Raw genomic sequence first — 26877 nt, 5'->3', positions numbered from 1 at the left:
ATAGTGCCGTGGGTACGATTGCTTTTGGAGCCTTAGCAGGAGGGATTGGATCAGAACTCACAGGAGGAAACTTCTGGCAAGGAGCCGTTATAGGTGGTATTGTTGCTGGATTGAATCATGCGATGCATAGGATTGGAACTAAATCCATTGCTGAAAAGGAACTACATGCAGTCGGAGTAAAGGACGTAAATGCAACAGCACCTAACACGCAGGAAAGCCTTGATATGGTTCTTAGTACAGACACATTATCTTCTATGCATAAAAAATCCGGAAATGTTCCTATCGGATATGGGAAAACGAATCAATCTAATAGATTAGGAGAAACAAATGATAAAACAGGAAATATCATTTTAAATAAGTCAAAAACATTCTCATATTTCAAACTTTATCAGACTGTTGGCCATGAGCTAGTTCATTCAATAGATTTTATTAATGAAACCGCAAAATCAATATTTAATAGTTATTTGAAGTTTTACAAGAATGATCAAAAGCCTGCAAATATTTATTATAGAGAAGCGCTGGAGTTTAGAGCATATCAATGGGAGATAACATTTGCTCCCTCAGCATTATCTAAACAATGGTATAATTATTATAAAGTAAAAAATAATTGGTAATGAAATATATTATTTTTCTTTTGGCTTTCTGTTGTAGCTATGCTCAACAAGTAAGTATTAACTTGCAAAAACAAAATAATAATTTGAATGTTGGCATAATTTCTAATGAAAAGCTAAATTTAAATACAGATTTAACATCTACGAGTATTAATGGAGCTATGAATGAAACGGAGATATACCCTATGTATGAAAATAATTTATATTTATTTGTTTTTGATGGGGCTACCGTAGTTCCAATGCAAAATGCATACATTTTACCACATCCCGACGAACCACCCTCATTTTATAAAAAAGAGTTAGAAAATATTGAAAAAAGAAAAAATGAGAAAATATTTATTCATAAGGGAAAAATTAAAAAATTAAAGTATAAATTTTTAGTTTACAGAAATGCAAAGGAATTATTTCAAGATTATCCTTGTAGAATGTTTGACTGTTGGTATGCGTTTTATTCTTTAGAAAGAGGAAAAAAATATAAGATGCAAGTTCAGTTAAAAATAAAATCCAAAATATATAAATCTAATATGGTAGAATTTGTATACTAAAAAATAACTCCTCATTACCGCACGAAATGAAAATCAACGAAGTCAATCCTTTTGTATGGTTGAAGAAAAAAGAGGTTAGATAATAACCCTGGATAAAGATAAAACCCTTACACCCGATACCGCACGAATCTTTTGTGTGGTGGATAATAACAGTACCGTGGGTACGATTGCTTTTGGAGCCTTAGCAGGAGGGATTGGATCAGAACTCACAAGAGGAAACTTCTGGCAAGGAGCTTTGATTGGGGGTATAGTTACAGGATTAAATCATGTGGCGCATTTGAGAGACGCACCCTATAATGGTTACGATAAAGCTGGTAAAAAAATCAATAATGATGGAGGGAATACTACAGATTACATGTATGATGATAATGGAAATGTAATATCTTCTACATCGGTAAAAATAGGTACATTCCAGGGTGGAGAAGTTAGTTCAAGCGTAGAAGGCTATGGATACAGAATAAGAACTATTGGAACCGGAGGAGCCTCCTATGATGCTGGCTGGGATGTAACATCTATGTTTATTGGTACAGGAGAAGTGAAAGCTGGATTGGGTTTAATCAAAATGGGAGTAACTAATCTCAGTAAAGCTAAATTAGGTATTCCTGTTCTAGGTAAGGCTAGTAAAACCGTCTTAGAGTCTTCTCTTCACTACTCTAAAATTTATGGTTATAAAAAGATAAATTTATTGGGTGGATTAATAAAAAAACTTCCATATTTCACTGGAGTTAAAGCCGGGCTGACAAGGAATTGGGCTAGTTTTTATGGTCGAAATGCTGTTTGGTTCGGTGCAGGAAGATTCAGTATAGGAGGAGGATTAATCTATAATAATATAAACAAATAATTAAATGGATACAACTGATATTGTAGTAGATTATTTTCAAAAACGTGGGTATTATAATGAAGAACTGAAATATAAAACAATTATTAATGATAAAAATGAAGATTTTATGGATATGGAATGTCTATTTGAATCTTTTTTTAAAGATTTCAATATTAAAAACAGTAATGAGTTTAATGTAAATAAGTATTTTTACAATAATTTTCTGATAGAGAAATTTTTAATAAAAATAGGAATTAAGACTAATACCATTTCTAAACCTTCAATAACAATCGCTCACATGATAGAAGTAACAAAAAGGCAGAAATGGTTTGATCCGGAATGAAAAAACTAGCTCCTTGCCTTTGCGAGGAGCTAGTTTTTATAACACAGTCATTATCATCCACAACACTTATGCTGCTCTGATAAGTAACTCGGGAAACACTTATGCTTAAGCTATGCTATAAATAATGCAGGGTCTTCTGTAAATGGAGATTGGATAGGTGGTGGATTGAGATATTATTCTTCCGCTACAAGAATGACAATGAATTATTTGAATAATTTCGGATAACAATACCCTTATATTATAATTAACCAAATACCTCGAAGCATAAGATGAGTAGACTACCCTATATATTTTTATTAATTTTGTTATATTCTTGTAATCAAAATAAAAAGAAATCATATTTGAATGGATTTGATGTTTCACCTGATATTAAGACTATAATTTTCTCTTACAAAGAGGATTCACTATATTCTGTATATGCTAAGCTTATTAATACCAATAATAGAATAACATACAATATTTTCAAAGGTCCCGGAAATTATATTAACCCAAAATATTCTGATAATGGTAAAACTATAATTGCTTTATATTATCCTAAAAATAAATTACGTCCCGAATTTCACTTTTACGATCTCCTTAGTCATAAAATAACTAAGAAATTAAAGTTGGTGATGGATTTATTTCCGATTATATATTTTCACAATCCAATAAAATATTTTATCTGCAAGCGAAAACTTTTCAATCGTATTCTCCAACTGTATCAAATGCTTATCATAATTATGACATTTATGAATTAGACATAAATAATTTAAAATCAAAAAAAATTTCAAATTTAAACTCATATTATATGCAGGAGATTTTAAATTTAGGAAAAGATAGCTTAGTAATTTCTATGCGAGGATCCCCAGATGAAAGTGGTTTGTTTTTCTTTAATCCAGACCATAACATAACGAATCCAAAAACACTTAATAAAATTATGATTACAAACGACACATTACGAAAATTCTACAATGTATTCTAACCCTGTATTACTGACAAATAATAATGTACTATGTGCATCATCATATCAATTAGTAATGTTAGACTTAAAAGCTAAAAAAGAATTTCCTGTTTTGCCATCTACAGGTTACCATTATAATATTATAAGAAGTGTAAATGACGTAATTTTTTATCAACAGAACGACAATACAAATAATATATATTATTTCAATTTAAATGAAAAGAAGATAAATTCTATAAACATTCATTACCCGCAATAATTCGGATTATCCTATTTTATAAAAAAATCCCTGTTGATAGAACAACAGGGATTCCTTTCATTAATACTCCTTCATTAAAATAATTCCCCTGCGACTTTCTTTATGTTATCACTTTTACCCATAGAATAAAAATGTAAAACAGGCACTCCAAAATCCAGAAGTTCCCGGCACTGATTGATTGCCCACTCTACCCCAATTTGCTTTACAGCTTCATTGTTTCTGGCATTTTCAACTTCACTGATCAATTCTTCGGGCAAATCGATTTTAAATACTTGTGGTAATAATTTTAAATGCTTTTTGGTTGCAATAGGTTTGATTCCCGGAATAATAGGAACCGTAATTCCCATTTCCCTTGCTTTGTGAACAAACTCAATGTATTTTTTATTATCAAAAAACATTTGCGTGACGATGTAATCTGCACCCGCATCTACCTTTTGTTTTAGCCATTTAAGGTCATAGTTCATTGAAGGGGCTTCAATATGCTTTTCGGGATATCCTGCAACTCCAATGCAGAATTTATTCAGTTCGTCACCAACCTCATCTTCATTATGAAGGTATTTTCCACGTCCGAGATCATTAATTTGATATACAAGATCCATCGCACTTTCATGTCCGCCTGGTGTTGCTTCAAAATACTGATGCCCTTTCATCGCATCTCCTCTCAGTGCCATAATATTCTCAATCCCGAGATACATACAATCTACCAAAAGGTACTCTGTTTCTTCTTTTGTAAAGCCTCCACATAATAAATGGGGAACGGTATCTACATTATATTTATGCTGAATAGCAGAACATATCCCCAAGGTTCCGGGGCGCATTCTTGTAATTCTGCGTTCCATCAGACCATTTCCTTTATCAAGATAAATATATTCTTCCCTGGAAGTTGTAACATCAATAAAAGGCGGTTTGAATTCCATTAAAGGATCTATATTCCTGTAAAGGTCCTCAATACCAATTCCCTTTTGTGGCGGAACCACTTCTAAAGAGAATAAAGTCTTTCCATTTGCTTTTTTTATATGTTCAGTAATCTTCATGCTTGTTTTAATCTGCTAAATTAGGTGACAGCCATTTTTTGGCTTCCTGAATGCTACACCCCCTTCGTGCGGCGTAGTCTTTTAATTGATCTTCTGTGATTTTCCCCAACCCGAAATATTTTGCATGAGGGCTGCCAAAATAATATCCGGAAACTGACGCTGTAGGGAACATTGCTAAACTTTCGGTAAGATAAACGCCTATATTTTCTTCTACTTTTAAAAGATCCCAAATGGTTTTCTTTTCCAGATGGTCAGGGCAAGCAGGATATCCGGGAGCAGGACGTATTCCTTTATATTTTTCGGCAATAAGTTCCTCATTGCTTAGCTCTTCCTGTTTTGCATACCCCCAATATTCTGTTCTTATTTTTTTATGTAAAAATTCGGCATATGCTTCAGCGAATCTGTCTGCCAAGGCCTTTACCATAATGGAATTGTAATCATCATTCGCCTTTTCATATTCTGCAGAAAGCTCATCTGTTCCAAAACCTGTTGTTACACAGAAAGCTCCCATATAATCTGTCTTTCCTGAACTTTGGGGAGCGATAAAATCACTTAATGCGAGATACTCTTTGCCTTTGGACTTTTGAACCTGCTGTCTTAAAGTCAAAAACCTTGTCTGTTCCTGATCATTTTCATCAAAGATGATAATATCATCCGTTTCATTAGCATTGGCTTTAAAAACTCCAAATATGGCCTTTGCAGTAAGAAGCTTCTCATCAAGAATTTTTTTCAGGATCACCTGAGCATCTTTAAATAGCTCTTTTGCCTGAGCCCCTACTACCTCATCCTCTAATATGTTCGGGTATTTCCCATGAAGATCCCAGCTCCTGAAGAAAGGTGACCAGTCAATAAACGGAACCAATTCATTCAGATCCTGATCCTGAAAGATTTGTACACCGATATTGTTGGGTGTAAAGATTTGTTCGCTTTCCCAGTCTATTTTAAAATGATTTCTTCTGGCTTCTTCAATAGAGACGTAATCTTTATCGATCTGTCTGTTCAGGAACTTTTCACGGAAATCCGAATATTCACTTTTTAAGTCATCCACATACTCCTTATTCCGGTCTCCCAATAAAGAACTTACCACATTTACCGCCCGGGAAGCGTCGTTTACATGTACAACAGCGTTTTTATACTTCAGATCTATTTTTACGGCTGTGTGCGCTTTTGATGTGGTAGCTCCTCCTATTAGTAATGGAAAATCCAAATTTTGTCTTTCCAGCTCAGCAGCAATATACACCATTTCATCAAGGCTTGGTGTAATTAAGCCGCTCAGTCCTATAACATCCACGTTTTCTTCAATTGCCGTCTGAATAATTTTCTCAGCCGGAACCATTACTCCAAGGTCTACGATTTCATAATTATTACAACCCAAAACAACACTAACAATATTTTTTCCGATATCGTGAACGTCTCCTTTTACGGTAGCCATAAGTATTTTACCATTCGCAGGTCTTGAACCATCTTTTTCCGCTTCGATGAAAGGCTGAAGATAGGCAACTGCCTTTTTCATTACCCGTGCAGATTTTACTACCTGCGGAAGAAACATCTTTCCGCTTCCGAATAAATCTCCTACAACACCCATTCCCGTCATCAGGTTGACCTCAATAACATGCAATGGTTTTTCTGCTTCTTTTCTTGCTTCTTCTACATCTTCTTCTATAAAACGATCTATTCCCTTTACCAAAGCATGGGTAATTCTGTCCTGAAGAGGTTTTGTTCTCCATTCCAGATCTTCCGTTTTCTCTTTTTTTACAGATTTATGCTTTTCAGAATAATCCAGAAGCCGTTCAGTAGCATCTTCCCTTTTATCTAGAATAACATCTTCTACAAGCTCCAGTAATTCTTTATTGATTTCATCATATACCTCAAGCATCGCAGGGTTCACAATCCCCATATTCATTCCTGCCTGAATCGCATGATAAAGAAAAACCGAGTGCATCGCTTCTCTTACCGTATCATTCCCCCGAAAGGAAAATGAAACGTTACTAACTCCACCACTTACAGAGGCATAGGGAAGGTTTTGTCTTACCCATCGCGTTGCATCGATAAAATCCAAGGCATTTCTTCTATGCTCATCCATTCCTGTTGCAACAGGGAAGATATTTAAATCGAAAATAATATCCTCAGCGGGAAAATCAATCTGATTAACTAAAATATCATATGACCGCTTTGAAATTTCTATTCTTCTGTCTAAGGTATCTGCCTGTCCTTCTTCATCAAAAGCCATCACAATAACAGCAGCACCATATCTTTTTATTGCTTTTGCCTGTCTGATGAATTCTTCTTCCCCTCCTTTTAAACTGATAGAATTCACCACACATTTTCCTTGAACAACCTGTAGTCCTGCTTCCAGGATCTCCCATTTGGAAGAATCCACCATAATGGGAATTCTCGCGATATCAGGTTCGGAAGCAATCAGATTCAGGAATTTAACCATTGATGTTTTTCCATCAATCAGTCCGTCGTCAAAATTAACATCGAGGATCTGCGCTCCCCCTTCCACCTGATGTCTTGCAATATCTAATGCTTCAGGAAATTTTTCTTCCTTGATTAATCTTAAAAACTTTTTAGAACCGGCAACATTAGTCCTTTCACCAACGTTGATGAAATTACTTTCCGGTGTTATGATAAGAGGCTCAAGGCCCGATAATCTTAAATATTTCATCAATTTTTTATTCTTCTAAAATGTAATATGCATTATTTGCATTTTGCCTCAGCAACTCCACATGTTTGCCTAAAGCGGTAAAAATTGGAAATCTTTTGTATACTAAACCATGTTCTCTAGCAAACTCTTCTATTTCTTCTGTTATCTCGTTATAGTACATATAGCTATAATTTGGAAAGAGGTGGTGAGCCACATGAAAATTGAAATTCCCCAATACATTTCTGATCATCCAATTATTATTGGTTAAATCATTGGTTACTTCCAACTGATGCCGAATCCAGCTGTATGGAAGTGAGTTTTTCTCATCTAATTTTGGAAAAGCATTATCGGGAAGCGGATGTAATGGCAATAAAACAAACAAAGCAAAAATGCTTGCTGTAATGACCTGTAAAAACCAGGCTCCTATCGCCAATCCAATCGAAACTTTAAAGAATACAACAGGAACAACAATCTGATAAAAGAAATAAAAGAGTTTATAAACAACCATCTTTACTTTCTCAACAACTGGAATGGCGCCCTGGGTTTTTAAAATAACCCTTTCCTTATCAAAGAAATCCCTGAAATCCCTGATAAACATCCAGTTGAATAAATATAAAGGATACACCAGAAAGAAAAACAGATGCTGGTATTTCTGCACTCCTTTTGCCCGGATCCATGGAACAATCAGCAGTAAACCACTCTGCTCTATATCAGTATCCCATCCGTCTACATTCGGATATGCATGATGGCTTGCAATATGCCTTTTCTTCCAGATATAAGAATTGGCTCCCACAAAATCAAAAATTTGCAGTACCCAGCTATTTAATCTTTTGTTTTTGAATATATTATTGTGAGCCGCTTCATGAATTAAATTCAGATAGATCAACACCAACATAATTCCCATTAACACAAAACTCAAAATATAAAGCAAAGATTTCTCAACATTAATCAACGCAAAAACATATAGCCCAATATAAATAAGGGGCAATAAAACAGCTTTAATCTGAATGTAGATATCTCTGTTTTCCTCTATGTTTTCGACTCTCTGGTTCACCTTTTTTCTTAATTCATTAAAGATTTTTGTGTCTTCTGCACTCTTTAAGTAACTCGGCTTTTCCATATGATTAGTTTTAGTTTAACTTAAAAATAATAATACTAAACCGTTATCTTACAATTGATTCAATGAAAAAAATCTATCAAATCATGCAAATTTCCTCAATTTTCTTGGCTCATACTTATTCACTAAGCCTGCTATAGCCCTGATATGTTCAGGGGTTGTACCACAACATCCTCCAATAATATTGATCAGACCTTTTTCCACATATTCTTGTATCTGTTCTGCCATAAACTCGGGTGTCTCATCATATTTACCGAAAGCATTCGGTAATCCCGCATTGGGATATGCTGAGACATAAAAATCCGAATTATGAGCCAATGTTTCCAGATAAGGTGTCAGCTGATTAGCTCCCAGCGCGCAATTAAATCCGACACTCAAAAGATTCAGATGTGAAACCGAAATTAAAAATGCTTCTGCCGTCTGACCACTCAAAGTTCTTCCCGAAGCATCGGTAATAGTTCCTGAAACCATTATCGGAATTTTTATTCCTCTTTCATCCTGAATTTCATCAATGGCAAATAAAGCTGCTTTAGCATTTAAGGTGTCAAAGATTGTTTCTACCAGCAAGATATCGGAACCCCCATCCAAAAGAGCTTCGGACTGCTGTTTATAAGCAATTCTCAGTTCATCAAATGTAATGGCACGATATCCCGGATCATTTACATCAGGGCTCAGACTTGCCGTTCTGTTCGTAGGACCAATAGATCCTGCTACAAACCTAGGCTTATCCGGGTTCTTAGCCGTGAATTCATCACATACTTTTCTGGCTATTTTTGCAGATTCATAATTCAGCTCATAAACCAGGTCTTCCATATGATAATCTGCCATTGCAATTGTAGTTCCCGAGAATGTGTTGGTTTCGATAATATCAGCTCCCGCTTCCAGATATTTTCTATGAACTTCTTCAATAGCATGAGGCTGTGTGAGGGAAAGTAGGTCGTTATTTCCTTTAACCAGATGCGGATAATCTTTGAAACGCTCACCACGATAGTCTTCTTCTTCAAATTTGTATCGTTGAAGCATCGTTCCCATCGCCCCATCAAGAACTAAAATTCTTTCGGAGAGTGCCTTATATAATTGTTCTGAACTTTTCATTTTGTAGATTGTGGCTAAAGCCGTTAATATTTTTTTCATAAATGGGCTAAAGCCCATTTCAATTGAGTTAATCCAATGCCTGTTTTAAATCAGCAATAACATCTTCCACGTTTTCCAAACCTACAGAACAACGTACAAGGCCGGCAGTGATTCCCACTTCGTTCCTTTCCTCATCAGTTAATTTGGAATGTGTAGTAGAAGCAGGATGTGTAACAATTGTTCTGGTATCACCAAGATTTGCTGAAAGTGAACACATCTTTATTTTATCTAAAAACTTTCGACCTCCTTCAATTCCTCCTTTGATTTCAAAAGCGACAATATTCCCTCCTAATTTCATCTGTTTTTTTGCTACTTCATAGCTTGGATGTGAAGGTAAAAAAGGATATTTTACTAATTCAACATTAGGGTGGCTTTCTAAAAATTCAGCGACTTTCAATGCATTTTCACAATGCTTTTCAACTCTGATGGCTAAAGTTTCAAGACTTTTAGACAAAACCCATGCATTAAAAGGAGACATGGCCGGACCTGTATTTCTTGCAAAAAGATAGATTTCCCGGATAAGGTCTTCTTTTCCTACCGCAACTCCACCAAGAACCCTTCCTTGTCCGTCAATTAATTTTGTTGCCGAATGAACCACAATATCAGCTCCGTACCTGATAGGTTGTTGAAGATAAGGGGTGGCAAAACAATTATCTACAATGAAGATAAGATTATGTTTTTTTGCAATTTTCCCGAAAAACTCAAGATCCAGAATCTCAATTGCCGGATTAGTCGGGGTTTCCAGATATAAAATTTTTGTATTAGGTTTGATAAGCTTTTCAACATTTTCTGCATCTTCTGCCTTAAAATAGGTAGTCTCAATATTCCATTTTGGGAAATACTTTGTAAAAAGTGTGTGTGTAGATCCAAAAACAGACTGGCAGCTTACAATATGATCTCCGGCATCAAGCAAAGTTGCAAATGTTGAATAAATTGCTGCCATTCCGGTAGCAAAAGCATATCCCGCTTCCGCACCCTCCATTTTCACAATTTTATCGGTGAATTCAGTAACGTTTGGATTGGAGAATCTGCTGTATAAATTTTTTGATTTTTCTTCTGCAAAGCTCGCCCTCATATCCTCTGCATCCTGAAAAATAAAGCTGGATGTAAGATAGAGCGGAGTAGAATGTTCATCAAACTGAGTTCGTTCAGTCTGCGTCCTTATTGCAAACGTTTCAAAATTTTCCATATAGTTTTAATTTTAATATCATGTATCAATGCAACAGTTTACCAATGAATCGATCGAATCTGATCTGAGCCATTTTTATCGGCACACTGTTATATCGTTACATTCGTACATTGATTTATTTTGTTTCACTTACTCTTAAAATATCACCAAAAACACCTCTCGCGGTTACCTGTGCTCCCGCACCGGCTCCCATAATTACAATAGGGTTTTCACCATAGCTCTCCGTATAGATTTCAAAAATGGAATCTGATCCTTTTAATTGCCCTAATGCGGAAGTAGCCGGCACAGAAATTAATTTTACATCAAGTTCTCCTTTTTCTTTTTGAAGATCGCCATGTAGATCGCCTACATATCGTAGAACATGATCTGCCTCCTGATTTTGTTTAATTTTCTGGTATTCCTCGTCCAATTCTCCCAATCTGGAAATGAATTCATTTTTGTCAATAGAAAGAAGGTTTTCAGGAATTAGATTCTGAATATTAATATCATTGAATTCATTAATCAGATCCAACTCTCTCGCCAGAATCAAAAGCTTTCTTGCAACATCATTTCCTGAAAGGTCCTCACGAGGATCCGGTTCAGTAAATCCTTTCTCCATTGCTTCTCCTATAATGGTTGAAAATTTCTCATCTCTAACTGAAAAATTATTGAAGATATAACTTAAAGAACCTGAAAACACGCCTTTAATTCTTGTAATATTTTCCCCCGACAGGTGCAATAGTTTAATGGTATCGATCAAAGGCAAACCTGCTCCCACATTGGTTTCGTAAAGGTATCGCCTGTTATTTTTATTCAACGTATATCTTAGTTTACGATATTCTTCTATTGGAAGGGTATTGAAAATCTTGTTGGAAGATACAAGATCAAATCCGTTCTCAGCTAAAGCATGATAATTCTTAACAAAATCCTTACTCGCCGTATTATCAACCACAATAAGATTCTCCAGCTGATTCTCTCTGGAGAAACTGATCAGTTCATCAACATTGGAAGGGTTTTCAGCAACTAAAACCTCATCATTCCAATTATGACCAAAACCTTTTTTATTGAATGCTATTTTTCTTGAATTAGCAACAGCCACTACTTTAAGATCTATTTTTTTCCGTCTCTTAATTTCTTCGGAAGATTCCAATACCTGGTCAATCAGAGTTTTACCCACATTCCCATGTCCAATGATTGCAAGATGAACGGTTTTAGGTTTTTTGGATATTTCAGATTCAATGATATTCTTAGTTTTCTCATCCTGAGAAGAGGTAACTACAATATTTACTCTTTTTTCACTTGCTATCTGATTCAGAAGCAAAGGAAAAACATTATTTCTTGCCAGTTCCGCCAGTATTTTATTAAAATCTTCAGCTACAAACCCCAGAACTGAAACGTTATTAATACTATAAATCTGAGATACTGCTCCTGATTTCCTTTCCGCTTCAAATTCCTCAATCAGACAATTAACCGCATTTTCAGAATCGTTTTCGTGAACCAAAATTGATATTCCGTTTTCTATAGCCTGTTGTGAGATCACTCCTACACTAATCCTGGCTAAAGTAAGTGCTTTAAAAATTCTACCGTCAATACCGATTTCCCCTAAGAAATCTTCTCCTTCAAATTTGATGATTGATCTGTTCTTTAAAAATTTTATTTCGTTAACATTTTTCATCTGTTCATTCTTTATTGTTTAGCTTTATTACAGGTTTCTTGTAATTGTTCAGTTTCTTTCTGTAATAAAATGGTTTTAATGATATTATTTAATTGTTTGTATTCCATTAGGAAGGCATCATGCCCGTGAACTGAGGTGATCTCGTGATAAGAAACATCCTTTTTTTTACCTTTCAGTTTTTCAAAACACATCCGGATTTCGGAAGCAGGAAAGAACAAATCTGTATCAACGGAGATCAAGTGCATTCGTGCCTGTACATTCTCCAGCCTTTCTTCCTCGGCATTAATGTTCATCAGCAAATGATTCATCAGTTGATAAGATTTTAAACTAAATCTTTCATTAAGAGCTTTTCCGTGATATTCAAGCCAATCTTCCGATTCAAGCTTATTTTTTGCGGTATTGTATTTATTTTGAAATCTGTCGTTTAAAGATTGTGGGGTTCTATAACATAGCATTGCATGGATTCTTGCCTTTTGTAACGGAGCGTCATTTCCATTTAATAAAAATTTCTGAACCATACATTGCGCATGCAGCCAATCATGAGTTCTGAAATCACAGGCAATGGGAATAAATACTTCTGCAAGTTCCGGGCGTTTAACCAGCATTTCCCATCCTATTCCTCCACCAAGAGAACCTCCGATAATCGCATATAGACTTTTAATGTTAAGTAATTCTAGCCCTTTTAAAAATATGCCTGCAATATCCGAAGGAGTAAACTCTTCATATTCTTCAATTAAAAAATCATCGTAACCATTTCCGGGAATATTGAAACACAAAACCGTATAGACATTGGTATCAACCACCTGGCCATCTCCTACTAATTGCTTCCACCAGCCATTTGTTCCCGATACATTGGAATTTCCCGTTAAAGCATGGTTGATTAAAATAACAGGTGCTGAAAACAGCTCTTTCCCGAAGGTCTGATAGCTCAACGGGATATTGCATTCCTTTCCGGAATTAGTTTGATACGAAAGATTAATATGTTTTAGTTCTGTTTTCAATTCTATTATACATTATTTATAATACAATTGAAAATGCCACAGGAAATGGCTGAAAAACTCAGTAAGTTATCTGTCCAAAAAATAATTTGGTAGAACGTAGCACCTTCTTCGCTTGCGCAAAGGGTTGCTAAGGTTTCATCGGGTCTAATCCCTCAACCTTTCTTGATAACATTTTCAATATTTGAATGATCGAATGGTGCAAAGATATAACATTTTATTTAATTTTTTCATGAAAAAAATAATTTATTCTGAAAATCCCTGTAATCATTATAGTTACAAGGATGTATTAAGAATTATTCAGATAGAAAAAATTGGAATTATTTTTCAAAAAAATTACCTTCGTAGTGAAAAATGATGAACTATGACTGCAGAAAAACAAAGATTACAGGATATAAAATGGAAAAACTGGGGGCCTTATGTAAGCAACAGACAATGGGGTAATGTTCGTGAGGATTATAGTCCCAATGGCAATGCGTGGAATTTCACCAATCATGATAAAGCTGAAAGTTATGCCTACCGTTGGGGTGAAGAAGGGATTGCCGGAATATCGGACACCAAACAGCTTTTTTGTTTCGCTCTTTCATTTTGGAACAAAAAGGACAAAATGATCAAAGAACGTTTTTTCGGATTGAGTAATCCCCAGGGCAATCATGGTGAAGATATCAAAGAGATCTTTTACTATCTGGACAACACGCCTACCCATAGTTATATGAAGATGGTGTATAAATATCCGATCCATGAATTTCCTTATGATCACCTGCTATCTGAAAACGGCAGACGAAGCAAAAAGGAAGCTGAATTTGAAATCTTTGATACCGGAATCTTTGATAATGATGAATATTTTGATATTTTCATCGAATACTGTAAAGCAGATGCTGAAGATTTTTTAGTCCGTATCACAGTTTGTAACAGGAGCCAAAACGACGCACCTATTGTTGTTGCTCCAACAGCCTGGTTCCGTAACAACTGGAAATGGGGATATAATACTTATAAAGGTCAGCTAAACGCCTCATACAACGGTTGTATTGATATTAACCATGATAGTATTTCCATCAAAAAATTCTATTCAAGAAATACCGGTGCCAAAAGTCTCTTTTGTGATAATGAAACCAATACACCTAAATTATACGGAGCTCCTTTAACAGATAACACCTATTTCAAGGATGGTATAAACGATCACATTATTCATAACTCCAATACCGTTAATCCGGAAAAAAGAGGTTCAAAAGCCGCTTTTGTGATTGAAGAAATTATTGGTGGGGGACAATCAAAAACCTTTGATTTCAGGTTGGCGCCAAACGACACCGATGAACCATTTCATCATTTTGATGAGATTTTCAACACCCGGATTGCTGAGGCCAACGAATTCTATGAAGAAGTTCAGCACGATGTAACGAATGATGATGAAAGAAATGTTCAACGTCAGGCGTTCGCAGGGCTATTATGGAACAAACAATTTTATCATTATAATGTTGGGAAATGGCTTAAGGGAGATCCTAATTTTGATGCACCGAGGGATTTCAATCATTATGTAAGAAATACAGAGTGGAACCACATGCACAATAAGGACATTATTTCAATGCCGGACAAATGGGAATACCCATGGTATGCTACTTGGGATCTCGCTTTTCACTGCGTTCCCTATGCATTAATTGATGCCCAGTTTGCAAAAAACCAACTTCTCTTGTTAACCAAAGAGTGGTATATGCATCCTAATGGACAACTTCCGGCGTATGAATGGAACTTAAGTGATGTAAATCCACCTGTCCATGCTTGGTCTTGTTTCAGGGTATTTAAGATTGATGAAAAGACCAATGGAAAACCGGATCTCCTGTTTCTGGAAAAGGTTTTTCAAAAATTACTTTTGAACTTTACCTGGTGGGTAAACCGTAAGGATAAAAACGGTAAAAATATTTTCGGCGGCGGTTTTCTAGGTCTTGATAATATCGGAGCTTTCGATCGTAATATGGAACTTAAAGACGGTGAGCATCTTGAACAGGCAGACGGTACAAGCTGGATGGCAATGTATGCATTGAATATGATGAGAATTGCAATGGAACTTGCCCAATACTATCAGGTATATGAAGACATGGCCATTAAGTTTTTTGAGCATTATCTTTACATCGCGGAAGCGATGGAAAACATGGGTGATGGAAAAGAAGGCCTTTGGAATGAAGAAGATGGTTTTTTCTATGATGTACTACAACTTGGGAACGGCGAAAGTGTTACGCTTCGTTTAAGAAGTATTGTCGGGCTTATTCCTTTATTTGCTGTGGAGATTATTGATCACGGATTATTGGAAAAAATGCCCAACTTTAAAATAAGAATGGAATGGGTGCTGAAAAATAAGCCGGAACTTACGAAACTGGTTTCCCATTGGGATGAAGAAGGTCACGGCAGAAAACATTTAATGAGTATCCTTCGTAAAAACAGACTAACAAAAGTCTTGACAAGAATGCTGGATGAAAAAGAATTTTTAAGTTCTTATGGTATCAGGGCCATGTCTAAAGTATATGAAGAAAATCCTTTTATTTTCTCTGTTCATGGGACAGAAAATGTGGTTTATTATACCCCTGCGGAAAGTGACAGCAGAATGTTTGGAGGAAATAGTAACTGGAGAGGCCCGATCTGGTTCCCTATTAACTTTTTGATTGTCGAAAGTCTGCAGCGTTTTCATTTCTATTATGGAAACAGCCTGAAAGTGGAATTACCGACAGGAAGCGGAGATAAAAGGAATCTGGATGAAGTAGCACAAAATATCAGTAACAGGCTATGTTCTATATTCCTTAAAGATGAAAATGGACAAAGAGCTTTTAATGGGGGAAACAATAAGTTTAATTACAATGAGCATTTCAAAGATTATATCACCTTTTATGAATATTTTCACGGAGATAACGGACGTGGAGTTGGCGCCTCACATCAAACAGGATGGACGGCAACGGTCGCTAAATTGATGAAACCGAGATAGAATAAAAATGTACCACTTTCTTAAGTGGTACATTTTTTTTATCAATTAATTAACCTTTAGTATTGAACATCATTGATGCCTTAGTTTTAGCCATAAGCTAAAATAAATAACAAAAATAATAATTATAATAGATTATTGATAAATATTTCATATATTTACATCGTTAACCTTTAAGAAAATGAAACTCAATGTTTAAATCTTAAAGAAAGAAAATACCCTCAACAACACATAATAAGCATAAAGCCGGATTTTAACAATCCGGCTTTTTTATTTTGTTTATAACATCCTTAAATTTTTTCCCCATTTACAAATACATCATAACCGATTTCTACATTAGGCTCCAAAGTTTTAGAAACAGAACAGTATTTATCAAATGATAACTGCGCTGCTTTCAAAGCCTTAGTGGGGTCGATGTTACCTTCCAAAAAAAACTGAACTTTAATTGATTTAAAAGGCTTAGCATCATCGACAGGTACTCTCTCTCCTTCTACTTCTGCTTTAAAACCAGTGATATCCTGTCTTTGTTTTTTTAATATGGACACGACGTCTATTCCACTACATCCTGCAACTGCCATTAAAACACTTTCCATGGGAGAAACTCCTTTAGCTCCGGGTTGTGATGTATTATCCAAAAGGATTGAATTTCCTTGAGAATTAGTACACTCAAATAAAAAGTCGTCGTTTATTCTGTTTAATGTAATTTTCATTCTAATTAATATTTTTCTTTATTCGTAAATTAATCCTTCTGCATCCATTTCTTTTTTTTCTTCAGGACTCATATATTTTCTTACAACCTTTATTGTGTAAGCCCCTTTTACAATATTCTTGTCATTATATTTCCAATCACTAATTCTTTCAATGGGAACTTCAACCGAATCTCCTAACTTGACCAATATTTTTTTATCAAACGGCTCATTTTGAACAATCCCATAGTATTTCCCATCCTTAAACTGAATATCTCCGATCCAGATATGTTCTCCACCTCCATCAGATGTGTCAAACTGCTGTTTTAATGTAAAATTGGAATAATCAGGGTTTTTACTTTGTATCGCGTTTTGAAATTCGGGTAAAGTTTCTTTCGCGTTTTTTACAGCACTATTCATTTCCTCATCAGCATTTTTAAAATACATGATATCGGGTTTACCTTCTCTCTTAAGTTTTTCTCGCTTCTCCTGGCAATTTATCAGAAATGCCAAAAGACAGATAACAGTTATTATTCTCATAGGCAAAATTATAAAATTCCTCTGGCTTTTATCTCCAGATATTTATTGATAACATCGATATTTAAATTTTCAGGAAGTGTATATACTGTATAAATCCCATATTTCCGTAGTTCCTGAATGATCAGTTTCTTTTCAAATTCAAATTTTTCAGCAATAACTTCATCATAAATCTCCTGCATACTCTCCGGATTCTTATGAATTAAAGTCTGGAGTTCCGAATTCTTAAAAAATACAACGACCAACAAATGATTTTTTGCAATGCCACGCAAGTACTTTAACTGCCTGTTCAAACCATCCAGCGTTTCAAAATTTGTAAAAAGTAAAATCAGGCTTCTTTGGTTGATTGAATATTTTACATCCTGATAAAGGCGATTAAAATCACTTTCAAAAAAATTGGTTTTTATATTATAAAGTGATTCCGAAATTTTCTTTAGCTGACCGGATTTGTTTTCTGCAGCTATCTTGTTTTCAGTTTTTTTAGAGAATGTCATCATCCCTGCCCGATCTCCTTTTTTTAATATAATATGAGACAGGGCCATTGTCGCATTGATAGAATAATCAAGAAGACTTAACTCTTTAAATGGCATTTTCATGGTTCGTCCAGTATCAATCAGCATGAAAATCCTTTGAGATTTTTCATCCTGAAACTGATTAACCATCAAACGATTGGTCTTTGATGTAGCCTTCCAATTGATTGTCCTGATATCATCCCCGGGAACATAATCCTTGATCTGCTCAAACTCCATGGTATGGCCGAGCTTTCTGATTTTTTTGATACCCCCCAATAAGAATTCACTTTGAAGAGCCATTAATTCATATTTCCGTAAATGAACAAAAGAAGGATATGCCGCTAAATTTGCATTTTTCTGGAATCTATATCTTTTCGAAACAAAACCTATCGGAGAAGAAGTATAAACATTTAAGCTACCAAAATTATATTCACCTCTTTCTTTAGGCTCAAGAATATATTGAAAGAATGCATTTCTGCCGGGATCAATTTCTTTTCGAATTAAAAAATCCCTTTTCTGAAACTGAAACGGAATTTCATCAATGATTTTAGTATTGATCTTAAAACCATAATTATTTTTAATATCAATTTTTATTGGATTCTCATCACCATTTGATAACTTTTCAGGTAAGATCCTTTGTGCTAAAACACCTTCTTTTTGATTAAAAAGTAAAAGATAATCTACCATTGCAGCCAAAAAGCAAAGCAAGAGCACAATATGAGCTACATAAATAAAAATTGGAAAGAAAAAAGCCAGAACATAAAGTATCCCCACTCCAATGAGCGTAAAGAAAAAGCGATTATTAATGTATAAGTTTCTCATTTTTCAGGTTGTGGATAACAGATTTTATAGCAGCCTTATAAATCCACTACAAGGAATCTATTACTCTCTTCAACATTTTGAAATTTTATAATATCACTTATTATTTATCTTGGAATTTCTATTCCCTCCAGAATCTGTCTGATAATTTCGTCAGCACTTAATCCTTCCATTTCTCTTTCCGGCGAAACAATTACTCTGTGTCTCAACACTGCATAACTGGCTTCTTTGATATCTTCCGGAGTTACAAAATCCCGCCCCCTTAAAGCCGCAAAGGCTTTAGATGCCGTAAGTAAGGCTAAACTTGCCCTTGGTGAGGCTCCTAAATATAAAAACTGATTTTCTCTTGTATTTACAATGATTTTAGCAATATACTCCATCAGCTGTGCTTCTACAATGATCTCTTTCACCAACTGCTGATAGTTTTTTAATTGCTGCGCAGTGATAACACGTCCTACTGCTTCTGTTTTATCTTCGGTCCTGCTTTCATGTTGATTCTTAATAATCAGAACTTCCTGTTCAAGATTAGGATACCCAACATTTATTTTAAACAAAAACCGGTCTAACTGTGCTTCCGGAAGCCTGTATGTTCCTTCGTGCTCAATCGGATTTTGTGTAGCAACGACTAAAAACGGCTCCTCCATCGTATATCGGATACCGTCCATTGTAATCTGCCTTTCTTCCATTACTTCAAACAAAGCAGCTTGTGTTTTTGCCGGAGACCTGTTGATCTCATCAATTAAAATAAAATTGGAGAAAATAGGTCCTTTTTTAAACTCAAACTCCGAATTTTTCACGCTGAATACTGAAGTCCCTAAAATATCCGAAGGCATGAGATCAGGGGTAAATTGTATTCTGCTGAAATTTACATCAATAGTTTTTGCCAGCAACTTTGCCGTAATGGTTTTTGCAACTCCTGGAACTCCCTCAATGAGAACATGTCCATTTGAAAGGAGCGCTGCCAAAAGATGTTCTATCATACTCTCCTGCCCCACAATCACCTTACTTATTTCGGCTTTTACTTTTTCTAAACTCACACGGAGTTCAATCATATCGATTCTCGATTGAAAATCGTTTTCTTCTTTATCAAGATTTATAGAACTTTTATTTTCTACATTTTCGTTCTCAAGGTTTTCCATACAATTTTAATTTATCATTTGTCAATGTATCCGTAACCACAGTTACTACATCGTTATATTATTATCGTATTATTTCATCCAGGATCTTATTCATTCTGGTGAGATCTTCTTTCATTACACTAGCATAAGGATCCTGAGCTTTCCGGATAAGAGCAATAGCTTCGGTAATTACCTCTATATTTTTCCCTGTTTTCAATTGCAGTTTCTTTGCAAACTCATTATCGAGATTCTGGGTATCGATAAGAAGATCCATTCTAACTTTATTCAGGAAATATTGGGCTTTTTTAGCCATCATATCATGAAAATCACCTTCCTGCAGATAAAGATTTCCGATACTTTTCACAAATTCCACAGAAGTATTTTTCAGAGGTTCTATTACAGGAACAATTCTCTGTTTCCTTTTTGCATTGAAAAAAATAAATAAGATCATCCCTCCTAAAAATACCCACCATGCATATTTCAGCGCTGGTTTTGACAGAATAAATCTCATAAAAAAGCGGGAAGAAGCCTTGGCATCTGCAGCTTCCACAAACCAAACGGTTTCTTTATCGTTAAGATACGAAAAAACATCCTGTGCATATTTTATATTTCCAGGTTTCAGAAGATAATAGTTGGTGAGAAAAAGTGGCTCACTATGAACGAAAATATTTCCCTTTCCCAACTTTACTTTTATAAAATTTGCCTGATCCGTGTTATTCTTTTCAACAGTCTTTCCTAGTATTTCAACACTGGGTTTAACATAAGAAAATCCTCTTCCAGACGGAAATTTATCTAAGTTAATAAAATCATTCTGATATTTCTTATCTGTAAGCTTTAACACATTCTGATCTTCAAAAGAGATTTGAGAAGCATAAAAGCCTATACTATCAGAAATTTCTTTTGGTATCCTGCCTGCAATCAACATAGCATCCGATCCTTTGGAGACTTCATTCAAGATACTGCGCCAGGATTCCCTGTCAATTTCTTTTTCTATTATTAAAATATTGTGAGACTGCTTTTTATTCTCATTATAATATTCATATGGTGTTTCAGCTATTTTCTTAAGCTGATTTTTAAAAAGATCTTTAGACTCTTTGTTAAATACAAATAACCCAAAAGGTGATTTTTCATTTGGATCAAAGTTCTTTCGCCAGTCTGTAACTTCCTTTTTATTAACTTCAAGCAATGCCAGAATCACCATGATAATGATGAAAATTACAGCATATATTTTGAAAGTTTTATTCATTTTTAAAGATTTTATTATGGCTTAAATGTCTGATATTGATTTTTAAATTTTAAATAATCCTGTTCGGTAATGCTAAATTCACCATACCATACATAATCAAATATATAAGAAAGGTTTGAAAATTCTTTTTTCAGGTATTCTGCTTTAAGCTCTGCCGCATAATCTTTATTTGTCTTTTCAGGATTCCAGATGATAAGCTTTTTATCGCTCAACTTTTTAAGAACGTACAAAAACTGATAACGTACTGCGGAACGGTAATCTCCTGTTACTTCAAATTTTGCAATGCTCTCAGGAAAATTGATTTCATGGATATTTTCATGCAATTCTTCTTCATTGATATTTACTTTTTTATTCTTTTTCCCAAAGAAGAAATTGCCATCTTTACTTATGAGATACCTGACAATAAAATATAGAAGAAAACCTATAAGTACAATGGCAAATAAACGCATCACAATAGTGGTAACCTTTGCAGAGGTTCCAAAGGTATCCTCACCGAAAATGCCCTCAAGAATTCTTGCTATTTTCCGTTGCAGTTTTTGCCAGAAAGATTCCCTGGGTTTTATTGTTGTGTAATCAAATTCATTTCCTTTGTATCTTGACTTAAGATTTTCCCTGAATTTTTTAGGATAAATCGTGTTTTCAGAAACAGGGTGCTCCATCAATACCGAATCTGCACGGTACATATTTTTATAATGCCCTGTACTCAAAGAATCTTCAACATATGCTTCCGGTGGCAATTCAATGTCATCCTGAGCATACACGAATCCTGTTGAGAAAAAGATCAGTAAGAAAAAAATAATTTTATTCATTATTACCGATGGTTTCTATTTCTGCAAGTTCCACCTTCTGATGCAGGTCTGTCCTGCTATCGTAATACATCAATCCAGAATTGATATACATAATATTTGAAAGAAAAAATGAAAGCAGCATGGAAATCCCATAAATCACAAAAAACAGCACTCCCATAGCTCCCTGAAAGGGGTTTTGTTCAAAATTTCCATCAGGAGCTGAAGTAAGAATTGAACTGTAGAAAAATATCATGGGAATAAATGTGAAAATGGTGGTTATGGTATACATGATAAGAAAAATGATCGTTGTAGCTCCCCAATACTTCCAGTAAGGAGACTTTTCCCTTCCGTTGGTATAAGAAAATTGTGATCTTATCGAATAACTTAAACTCTCAAAAAAACCGCGGCCACTATTAAAATAATCATACATCAAAAATGTAACAACATTAAACAATGTCGGATACACCAGTAACATAATAAATAATCCGATGATAATTAGTATCAATGCGTATGAGATGCCGATCATAATCAAAGCCAGGGGAGTTACAATAAATACCATTCCCAGGCAAAGTGTACCTATTCTTCCTGCGTTATTTTTAAAATCGCTGAGAATATCATCTGTCCTTATTTTTTCTTCGCCCTTTGAAAGTCTTTTCAGATAAAAAACAGGATAAAGATAATTGACAATCACCAGGATAAAAAAAAGCAGAAACGTAAGCAAGCAAACAACAATTAACATCCCTGCATTATCTTCAAAATATTGCTGAAAATAGTAACTGTTACCATTCATATTTGACCCGAATATCTGGGAAAACAGTTCCCTGTATCCAAAAACAAAAATGGTAGTCATTAAAATCAGCAACAAACCATTTAGCAAAATATAGTTTTTGAAATAATTCTTTCCATATAATTTGAAAAAATTAAAACTATCACTGATAAAGGTCCCGAAATCTCTTTTTTTATATAGCTGCATCATCTGTGTTTTTAATTTTTTTATTGACAACGGATGGATAAATAAAATAATAATATCCGATAACCGTTAGCGAACCTAGGATAATAATTAAATTTAAAGCTAATGGCATTTTTAAAGCATGCCTTGTAACATAGCCTTCAATAATTCCCGCACAAATGGTAAAAGGAATTGTACTTAAAAATATTTTGAAGGAATCTTTAAATCCATTTTTAAATGAGTTGAATCTCGACAGGGTTCTTGGAAATAAAATTGATGCCCCGAGAATTAATCCGCACATAGCTTCAACAACCATTGCGAAAATTTCAAAAACACCGTGTAACCATATTCCTCTTGCACTCTCCTTAAGTGCCCCATAGTCATAAAAGAAGTACTGGAAGGATCCGAGCATCACACTGTTTGAAAGTAATGCATACAGTGTACCGACTCCTCCAAAAACTCCGTAAATATACAATTTAGCACCTACCCCAATGTTATTAAAGATAATCCCAATGGTACTTCCCCATGTAGAACCACTTTGATAGACACCAACCGCATTTCCTTTCTTAATATTCTCTATTGTTTCATTCACATAACTTTCACCCAGAATTATATTTACAAAATCCTTATCATAAATTGCTGAAAGGACTCCTATTGAAGTAAACAATGCAAAAAACAAAAACGCGTAGAGCAAATATCTTTTGTATTGATACACTAACAAAGGAACCTCTGTTTTGAAGAAATAAAGGACTCTGTTTTCCTCTACCCTTTTTGTTTTGTAAATTTTTTGGAATATCTGTGAAGAAAGATGATTTAAATAAACCGTAGTATTACTTTTAGGATAATAAGTCTGAGCAAAAGAAAGATCATTAATGAGGTTGATATACAACGATGACAGGTCATCCGGATTTTTTTTTATTTTCCCTTGAATAACCTGTTCAATTCCCAACCATTTTTCTTTATTTTGTTTTATGAAATAAACTTCTCTCATAATCTAAAGGCTAAAATAATAAAAATTATGTCTCAAATTGCGATTAATACCTCACAAAATGTAAATATTAATTTCAACATTGCCAGTGTTGGAGAAAGAATGCTTGCATTTATTATAGATCTCCTGATCAAAGTCGCTTATGCAGTCGTTACTTTCTATGTATTTTTCAATTTTCTTGATTTGGGATATTTATTAAATGGCCTGGATCAATGGTCTCAGATGGCTATTTATATTGCCATCACATTTCCCATTTACATCTATCCTTTGGTTTTGGAAAGCTTAATGGAAGGGCAGACTCCCGGAAAAAAAGTAATGAAAATCCGTGTGGTAAAAATCGACGGATACCAGGCTGGTTTTGGAGATTATCTGATCCGTTGGGTATTCAGGATAATAGACACATCTTTTGCGGGTGTTATCGGATTAATTTCCATGATTGTTTCTAAAAATAATCAGCGCCTCGGGGATATCGCATCAGGCACAGCTGTTATTTCATTAAAAAATAGCATTAATATTTCTCATACTATCCTGGAAAACATACAGGAGGATTATGTTCCTTCATTCCCTCAGGTTATTGCATTAAGTGATAATGATATGAGAATTATTAAAGATAATTACACAAAGGCCCTAAGAGTAGATGACCGGCAAATCATCAGTAAGCTTTCCGACAAGATCAAGAATATTTTGAAACTGGAAGTTGATCCCGTAAAAATGACGGAAAGACAGTTTATCAATATTATCATCAAAGATTATAACTATTATACAGGAAAAGATAATTAGAATTTCTGTTTGGAATTATCTTTGTCCATAGATTACACTCGAATCCAAGTCGGTGCAGTTTTTGCACGTGATACAATACTAAGCTTTTAATTATGAAATTTGAAAACAATAAATCCGGAAACGGAGGAGTACTTACACTAAACAATGAACTTACAGAAATTGGCAGACTGACCTATACCATCTTCCCGGAAGAAAACAAATTCATTATATCCTTCGTTTTAGTGCATCCTGAATTTGAAGGCAGAGGAATGGGAAAATATCTCGTAGAAGAGGCCATCAGATTCGCAAGAGAAAACAATTGGAAAGTGTATCCTCATTGTTCTTATGCCAGATCAGTAATGATGAGAATGAATGATGTAGATGATATTTTTTTAAAGAATTAAAACCTCGTTTAACAGTATTTGTTCAATATCATCAGGGTAATCTACTTTAATGTGATGATCTGAAGCTACCCATTCCATTATTTCCCCAAGCTTTAATACTTTAGAATTGGGAATTCCCATCGTATCCAGAGCACAGGCATTGCACTCCTGCTCATATTGATTATGAATTGGAATAACAAACAACTTTTTATCCATAAAGAGAGCTTCAGCCGGAGCTTCAAAACCTGCATTACATAAAATACCATCACAATTTTCAAAACAGGTCAGGTATTCCTTTTCATCGATGGGGAATATTTCAACATTTTTTATTTTAAGTCTCACTTTGCTGTACTTGGAAAAAACCTTCCACTGCACAGGAATTTGTTTTAATACTTTAATAATATTTTCATCAGAAAAGCTTGGTAAATAAACCAGGTAGTATCCTTTTTTATCAGGATTAAGATTTCGTATTTTATGTCTTATGACCGGCTTCTTTATTTGTGGATGATAATTTTCAAAATGAAAACCAATCCTTCTTTCACTGGGTACATAATACTTCAAGATAAGTTCACCCAGGAAATCTCTTTTTTTAGGTTTTGGAGTTTCAGCAAAACTCATCGAAGCCTGATGACTAAGCTCAATCATCGGAAGATTCTTTAGCTTGCTTGCCCACCCCGTTAACGGTTCATAGTCATTAATGATGAGATCGTACTGCTTTAGTTCCAGATCATTGATTGTTTTTGCCGCCTCAATAAATTTATTTTCAGTAAATGTTTTTCGATAGGATAAACCACCTGTTTTGTTATAGAGTAAGGAAATCCCTTTATATTGAAAGTTAATGTCAAAATCAGCCTTTAATTGCGATTGATGACCACTGATTAAAGTATCAACCGAAGCATATTTTTTTAATATAGGAATGATCTCCTGAGCCCTTGCAACATGTCCGTTACCTGTGCCTTGAAACGCATATAAGATTTTCATTCAGAAAAGTTAGTTACAATTTTAAGAAGTTCGTTGGTATCAAGATCCTGAATTTCATCTGTTTCATCGTCCTGCAGCAAGTGTTTATGCTCATCATAGTAAAAGATCTTCCATTCTTTATCATGATACTCCAAAGCTGATAAGTTCTCTATCCAGTCTCCGGAATTAAGATAAGTGCAAGCGCCTTTTTTATTGTTAACCTTACGAATTTGAGGCTGATGGATGTGACCACATATGACAAAGTCGTAATGATTATCTATTGCAAGTTCAGAAGCCGTAAGTTCAAAGTCACCAATATACTTTACCGCCTTTTTTACGTTATTTTTGATTTTTTTGGAGAATGAGTATTTTTCCCTACCCATTTTTTCCAGGATCCAATTAACGACGTTATTGATCATGATTAGCAAATCATATCCTTTTCCGCCTAGTTTTGCGATCCATTTAGAATGTTGAACAGATGCATCAAATACATCACCATGAAAGATCCATGTTTTCTTTTTATCAATATCAAGACAGATTTTGTTGCAGACTTTAAGTTTACCTAATTCGAAATCGGTAAACTTTCGGAACATCTCGTCATGATTTCCGGTAATGTAATATACCTTGGTATTTTTTGTTGCAAATGAGAGAATCTTTTTAATTACCTTCAAATGAGGTTTAGGGAAGTAAGACTTTTTGAATTGCCAGATGTCAATGATATCACCATTCAAAACCAGAATTTTCGGTTGAATAGAATTCAGATATCTTAACAATTCTTTAGCCTTACATCCATAAGTTCCCAAATGCACATCCGAAATAACAACTAATTCAACGTTTCTTTTCATAGTTTTATGCAAAGAAACTAATTGAAAG

Annotated in this window: 24 protein-coding genes and 1 riboswitch; of the genes, 7 read left to right on the top strand and 17 right to left on the bottom strand. The window is 34.7% G+C overall.

What is annotated here, in order from left to right; genetic code table 11:
- Positions 1–8 precede the first annotated feature (8 nt).
- The 4 genes from MTQ00_RS18490 to MTQ00_RS18475 all read left to right on the top strand — a co-directional run bounded on the left by MTQ00_RS18490 (position 9) and on the right by MTQ00_RS18475 (position 2319).
- The gene (locus MTQ00_RS18490; protein WP_273650581.1) at positions 9–614 is read left to right on the top strand and encodes a hypothetical protein; all 606 of its coding nucleotides are present in this window, start codon (positions 9–11) and stop codon (positions 612–614) included.
- Positions 614–1156 (top strand): hypothetical protein, encoded by a 543-nt coding sequence (locus MTQ00_RS18485; protein ID WP_273650580.1) that lies wholly within the window; start codon positions 614–616, stop codon positions 1154–1156. The genes MTQ00_RS18490 and MTQ00_RS18485 overlap by 1 nt, the downstream gene beginning before the upstream one ends.
- Before the next feature lie 139 nt (positions 1157–1295).
- Positions 1296–1997, top strand: a complete 702-nt coding sequence (locus MTQ00_RS18480) for a hypothetical protein (RefSeq protein WP_273650579.1) — start codon at positions 1296–1298, stop codon at positions 1995–1997.
- Between the two features lie 4 nt (positions 1998–2001).
- Complete coding sequence (locus MTQ00_RS18475; protein WP_273650578.1) at positions 2002–2319, top strand: DUF1493 family protein; 318 nt, start codon at positions 2002–2004, stop codon at positions 2317–2319.
- Positions 2320–3592: 1273 nt separating this feature from the next.
- Here MTQ00_RS18475 and metF read toward each other — a convergent pair.
- The 7 genes from metF to MTQ00_RS22400 all read right to left on the bottom strand — a co-directional run bounded on the left by metF (position 3593) and on the right by MTQ00_RS22400 (position 13294).
- A complete protein-coding gene (metF, locus tag MTQ00_RS18470; protein ID WP_273650577.1) occupies positions 3593–4552 on the bottom strand; it encodes a methylenetetrahydrofolate reductase [NAD(P)H] in 960 nt (319 codons plus the stop codon).
- A gap of 7 nt (positions 4553–4559) precedes the next feature.
- Positions 4560–7220 (bottom strand): methionine synthase, encoded by a 2661-nt coding sequence (metH, locus tag MTQ00_RS18465; RefSeq protein WP_273650576.1) that lies wholly within the window; start codon positions 7218–7220, stop codon positions 4560–4562.
- A 7-nt stretch (positions 7221–7227) separates the two neighbouring features.
- Positions 7228–8319, bottom strand: a complete 1092-nt coding sequence (locus tag MTQ00_RS18460; RefSeq protein WP_273650575.1) for a fatty acid desaturase family protein — start codon at positions 8317–8319, stop codon at positions 7228–7230.
- A gap of 81 nt (positions 8320–8400) precedes the next feature.
- Positions 8401–9411 carry a homocysteine S-methyltransferase family protein gene (locus MTQ00_RS18455; RefSeq protein ID WP_273650574.1) on the bottom strand — a complete coding sequence of 337 codons (1011 nt, stop codon included), beginning with the start codon at positions 9409–9411 and terminating at the stop codon, positions 8401–8403.
- Positions 9412–9478: 67 nt separating this feature from the next.
- Positions 9479–10639 carry an O-succinylhomoserine sulfhydrylase gene (locus tag MTQ00_RS18450; protein WP_273650573.1) on the bottom strand — a complete coding sequence of 387 codons (1161 nt, stop codon included), beginning with the start codon at positions 10637–10639 and terminating at the stop codon, positions 9479–9481.
- Positions 10640–10754: 115 nt separating this feature from the next.
- Complete coding sequence (locus MTQ00_RS22405) at positions 10755–12293, bottom strand: ACT domain-containing protein (protein ID WP_373428018.1); 1539 nt, start codon at positions 12291–12293, stop codon at positions 10755–10757.
- 11 nt (positions 12294–12304) lie between these two features.
- On the bottom strand, positions 12305–13294 hold the full coding sequence (locus MTQ00_RS22400) for an alpha/beta fold hydrolase (protein WP_373428017.1): 990 nt from the start codon (positions 13292–13294) through the stop codon (positions 12305–12307).
- A gap of 63 nt (positions 13295–13357) precedes the next feature.
- A riboswitch (SAM riboswitch) is annotated at positions 13358–13466 on the bottom strand.
- Positions 13467–13655: 189 nt separating this feature from the next.
- Between MTQ00_RS22400 and MTQ00_RS18440 the strand changes: the two genes are divergently transcribed.
- Positions 13656–16262, top strand: coding sequence for an MGH1-like glycoside hydrolase domain-containing protein (locus MTQ00_RS18440; protein WP_273650572.1), 2607 nt, complete (start codon positions 13656–13658; stop codon positions 16260–16262).
- 287 nt (positions 16263–16549) lie between these two features.
- Here the strand turns inward: MTQ00_RS18440 and MTQ00_RS18435 are convergent, their stop codons facing one another.
- The 8 genes from MTQ00_RS18435 to MTQ00_RS18400 form a co-directional block, all read right to left on the bottom strand.
- Positions 16550–16969: an OsmC family protein gene (locus tag MTQ00_RS18435; protein WP_273650571.1), complete on the bottom strand. Its 420-nt coding sequence runs from the start codon at positions 16967–16969 to the stop codon at positions 16550–16552.
- Between the two features lie 18 nt (positions 16970–16987).
- Complete coding sequence (locus MTQ00_RS18430) at positions 16988–17485, bottom strand: YegJ family protein (RefSeq protein ID WP_172284421.1); 498 nt, start codon at positions 17483–17485, stop codon at positions 16988–16990.
- Between the two features lie 8 nt (positions 17486–17493).
- Positions 17494–18816 carry a DUF58 domain-containing protein gene (locus MTQ00_RS18425; RefSeq protein ID WP_273650570.1) on the bottom strand — a complete coding sequence of 441 codons (1323 nt, stop codon included), beginning with the start codon at positions 18814–18816 and terminating at the stop codon, positions 17494–17496.
- Positions 18817–18920: 104 nt separating this feature from the next.
- Complete coding sequence (locus MTQ00_RS18420) at positions 18921–19952, bottom strand: AAA family ATPase (protein ID WP_273650569.1); 1032 nt, start codon at positions 19950–19952, stop codon at positions 18921–18923.
- A 61-nt stretch (positions 19953–20013) separates the two neighbouring features.
- Positions 20014–21177: a DUF4350 domain-containing protein gene (locus tag MTQ00_RS18415; RefSeq protein ID WP_273650568.1), complete on the bottom strand. Its 1164-nt coding sequence runs from the start codon at positions 21175–21177 to the stop codon at positions 20014–20016.
- Positions 21178–21191: 14 nt separating this feature from the next.
- Complete coding sequence (locus MTQ00_RS18410; RefSeq protein WP_273650567.1) at positions 21192–21986, bottom strand: DUF4129 domain-containing protein; 795 nt, start codon at positions 21984–21986, stop codon at positions 21192–21194.
- Positions 21979–22938 (bottom strand): DUF4013 domain-containing protein, encoded by a 960-nt coding sequence (locus MTQ00_RS18405; RefSeq protein ID WP_228457061.1) that lies wholly within the window; start codon positions 22936–22938, stop codon positions 21979–21981. Before MTQ00_RS18405 ends, MTQ00_RS18410 begins: the two co-directional genes overlap by 8 nt.
- Positions 22925–23905: a stage II sporulation protein M gene (locus tag MTQ00_RS18400; protein WP_273650566.1), complete on the bottom strand. Its 981-nt coding sequence runs from the start codon at positions 23903–23905 to the stop codon at positions 22925–22927. Before MTQ00_RS18400 ends, MTQ00_RS18405 begins: the two co-directional genes overlap by 14 nt.
- 27 nt (positions 23906–23932) lie before the next feature.
- On the opposite strand from MTQ00_RS18400, the gene MTQ00_RS18395 reads away from it, so the two are divergent.
- Together MTQ00_RS18395 and MTQ00_RS18390 are read left to right on the top strand one after the other, a co-directional pair.
- Positions 23933–24682 carry an RDD family protein gene (locus tag MTQ00_RS18395; protein WP_172284431.1) on the top strand — a complete coding sequence of 250 codons (750 nt, stop codon included), beginning with the start codon at positions 23933–23935 and terminating at the stop codon, positions 24680–24682.
- Positions 24683–24774: 92 nt separating this feature from the next.
- Positions 24775–25065: a GNAT family N-acetyltransferase gene (locus MTQ00_RS18390; protein ID WP_172284432.1), complete on the top strand. Its 291-nt coding sequence runs from the start codon at positions 24775–24777 to the stop codon at positions 25063–25065.
- Here the strand turns inward: MTQ00_RS18390 and MTQ00_RS18385 are convergent.
- Together MTQ00_RS18385 and MTQ00_RS18380 are read right to left on the bottom strand one after the other, a co-directional pair.
- A complete protein-coding gene (locus tag MTQ00_RS18385) occupies positions 25054–26025 on the bottom strand; it encodes a glycosyltransferase family protein (RefSeq protein ID WP_273650565.1) in 972 nt (323 codons plus the stop codon). The two genes, MTQ00_RS18390 and MTQ00_RS18385, sit on opposite strands and share 12 nt — an antisense overlap.
- Entirely contained in the window at positions 26022–26849 is an 828-nt protein-coding gene (locus tag MTQ00_RS18380) for a UDP-2,3-diacylglucosamine diphosphatase (RefSeq protein WP_273650564.1), read from the bottom strand. Before MTQ00_RS18380 ends, MTQ00_RS18385 begins: the two co-directional genes overlap by 4 nt.
- Positions 26850–26877 lie beyond the last annotated feature (28 nt).

This window comes from Chryseobacterium sp. B21-037, assembly GCF_028570785.1.
Classification (GTDB): Bacteria; Bacteroidota; Bacteroidia; order Flavobacteriales; family Weeksellaceae; genus Chryseobacterium; species Chryseobacterium proteolyticum.
This window is presented reverse-complemented; position numbering and strand designations above follow the sequence as displayed.